Origin of the sequence: Ameyamaea chiangmaiensis (genome assembly GCF_013376175.1) — a bacterium.
GTDB lineage: Bacteria > Pseudomonadota > Alphaproteobacteria > Acetobacterales > Acetobacteraceae > Ameyamaea > Ameyamaea chiangmaiensis.
This window is the reverse complement of sequence record NZ_JABXXR010000235.1, coordinates 1-2,747: the sequence shown is the minus strand read 5'-3', so window position 1 is coordinate 2,747 and position 2,747 is coordinate 1. Positions and strand designations below refer to the sequence as shown.

At 70.8% G+C, this 2,747-nt stretch carries 3 protein-coding genes; all 3 read right to left on the bottom strand.

The window, feature by feature from the left end; genetic code table 11:
* The coding region (locus tag HUK82_RS17240) for a hypothetical protein (protein ID WP_218061618.1) at positions 1-204 on the bottom strand (204 nt) is incomplete at its 3' end.
* Positions 205-311: 107 nt separating this feature from the next.
* The gene (locus HUK82_RS15695; protein WP_176614833.1) at positions 312-977 is read right to left on the bottom strand and encodes a histidine phosphatase family protein; all 666 of its coding nucleotides are present in this window, start codon (positions 975-977) and stop codon (positions 312-314) included.
* 79 nt (positions 978-1,056) lie between these two features.
* On the bottom strand, positions 1,057-2,747 hold a 1,691-nt coding region (locus HUK82_RS15690), incomplete at its 5' end, for a hypothetical protein (RefSeq protein WP_218061617.1).

The window sequence follows — 2,747 nt, the reverse complement described above, 5'->3', positions numbered from 1 at the left end:
CTTGTGCCCCGGGGCGGAACGGGGGGAGGCGCCGGTTTTGCCCGTGTCGGCCGAATGAGGTGGTGCGTCGGGCGGCAGCGCCGAAAGGGCATCGGTGTTCGTGGTCACCTGCGCTTGCGCGGGCGGCCACGCGACCGGCGCGACGGCGAGAACACCAAGGGCGAGACGGGTCAGCCGATGGGCAAAGGGAGATCTGCGTTGCATGCGGCGCACACCCTAACGAAGCGCCGGTTATCGCTCAACGGGGGAACGGGCCGCGCGTTCCCTCGCCGCCTCTGCGACCCCGGCGGTCTGTGGACCGGGGCGCGTTGTCACATCCCCGGCAACTCGTTCACGGTCACCACACGCCAGGCTTCCGGCAGGCGTTCCAGGATGGTCAGCGACAGGTTCTGGATCGAGAAATGCAGGGCGGTTTCGGCATGAATGCGCAGGGCGTGCGCCAGCGCCGCCCGAATGGCGCCCCCATGGCTGACGACCACCATGTCCTGTCCGTCATGCGCATCGGCCAGTCGGTCGAGCGCCTCGCCGACACGGGCGCAGACGTCGAGCATGCTTTCACCCCCCGGCGGCCGTTCGCTGGCCGATGTCGACCAGAAGACATGGGCCGGCAGCGTCAGGCGATGCGGCAGTTCGGCATGTTCCAGCCCCTGCCACGCGCCGAGGGCCTGCTCCATGATACCGGGTTCGACCGTCCAGTCGCGGGCGCCGTACCCGGCCTGCTGGATCGCGCGCGCGGTCTGCGCGGTACGGGACAGGGGGGAGACGAACCACGGGGCCGCCTGCGGCAGCCGTCTGGCCAGCGCTTCGTACATCGGACGCTGCGCCACAAGGCTTTCGGGACACAGCGGGACATCTTCGGTGCCGTAGACACGCAGGCGGGCGTTTTCCTCCACCAGTGCGTGACGGATCAGCCAGAACCGGGTCGTCCCGGCGGGAAGCTGCGGTGCGTCGAGGAAATGTCCGTGGTTCTGGGCCATGAATCCGTCCATGTGCCGCACCGGCGACAGAGGCGCCGGGCGTGGGTTGGGTCGCAAGCAAGCGCGTGTCAGAGGTGTCCTAGCAGGTTCGGTCCGCAGGCATGAAGCCCGGCGCCGGGTCGGCGGCCTGCAAGACGTCCCAGGCCGTCAGGATCAGGTCGATCTTGTCCAGAACCAGCCGCGCGTCGGCATGTTCCCGCGCCAGTCGCGTCTGTGGCGCCAGACCGGCGTGCGACGGTTCGCCCGAGACCAGACGCGCGCCTGCCGACATGCGTAATGCCCCGGCGATCCCGCCCTGCGCGCCGGCCGCAGGCACCGGGACAGGTTGCCCGATGTGGCACAGGCGCGACGCGATGGCCGGTGACGCGGCGATGCCGTGCTGGCGTAACACGGGTGCGAGATCGGCGTTCAGCCAGCGATAGACCGACCGGGCGGCGGCGAGATCGAGCGGCCGCCAGCCATCCTCCGTGCCGTGCCCGACCAGAAAGGAGACGATTGTCTGCCGGTCGTCCCAGGCGTCCGGCAACCATGGCCGATCGGGGGCCGAAGTCGGCAGGAGGCGAAATGAAGGCCGCGTCGCGATCGACGAACGCATGGCGCCGATGAAGCCGTCGATCCGGTCGCGCACCGTGGCGCGTGGCAACGCGGTCAGAGCGTCCATTTCCGCGCAGGCCGCGGCCCAGCGCAGGGCCAGTCCCACGTTCGCCGGCCCATCGGGCGGAAACCCCCGGCCCGGCCAGTCGCCGGGCGCCACGTAGGCGCCAAGGCCCGGAGGCATCGGACCAGTCCTGAGGGCCGCCGCGAGTGCCGGAGGCAGCAGCAGCGCGCCCGCGAACGGGGGGCCGGTATAGAATTTCGAGCCCGTGACCATGACCATCCAGCCACGGTCGAGGTAATCGCGCACACGTTCCGGATCGATCCGCGCCTGACAGGCGTCGACGACCACGTCGGATGTTCCACCCAGAGCCTTCAAACACGCGAGGCCCGGGGCCAGAAGCCCGGTCTTGGACAGGTCGAGTCGGTGGATCAGGACGTGCCGTGCGGCCGCCTGCTGCGCCCGGACGATGGCCATACACTCGGCGTCGATGGCCGCCGGGTCACGCTCGCACCCGGCGTCGGTGCGGATCGGCACGCTGTAGACGTCCGCGGCCGTGTCGATACCGTCCAGCAACCGCCCCCGTCCCACCGGTGCGCCGCGTGCGGTCTCGTTGGAAAAATGCCGCCCCGCGGCTGCAAGCGGCACGCCGCTGCCGGTCTCCTCCGCCGCGATGAGGACGTTGGTCACCGGACGTCCGTGCCGCCGGGCGAGCGCCAGCGCTACAAGCTCGCAATCGGTGCCTGACGGGGCCAGAACCACATGCGCGGCGTCGACACCGAAGTGGCGGCCGATCCGGGCGCGCACGTCGTCGGTCAGCGCCATGGCCCCCGGGTGCCAGCCGTCGCGCAGGGCGCACAGGATCAGGCGGCGTCGCGCGGCCTCCGCGCCGGCATAGCCGCGTTCGGAAATCGAGGATGCGGTCGACGACGCAAAGGTGATCGCCCAGGGCCGGGGTCGATGCGAACAGCCATAGTGGTTGAGCCCCGTCGCCGGATCGACGGCAAGGCGCGAATCGCCCCCCTTGGCCATCACCGCTTCCGCCGGGCCAAGCCACGGCCATGCGTCCGCGAGGATCGCGTGCGTGCGTGCGACGTCCCAGCGTCCAACCCCCCCCCGCCACGCCGTATGCAAGTGCCTCGACCGGGGTGGGCAACGCGGCGCGCGGCGGCGGC

Excerpts from the sequence above, each read along its gene's own strand:
- HUK82_RS15695 (WP_176614833.1), bottom strand. The coding sequence starts at position 977 with ATGGCCCAGAACCACGGACATTTCCTCGACGCACCGCAGCTTCCCGCC.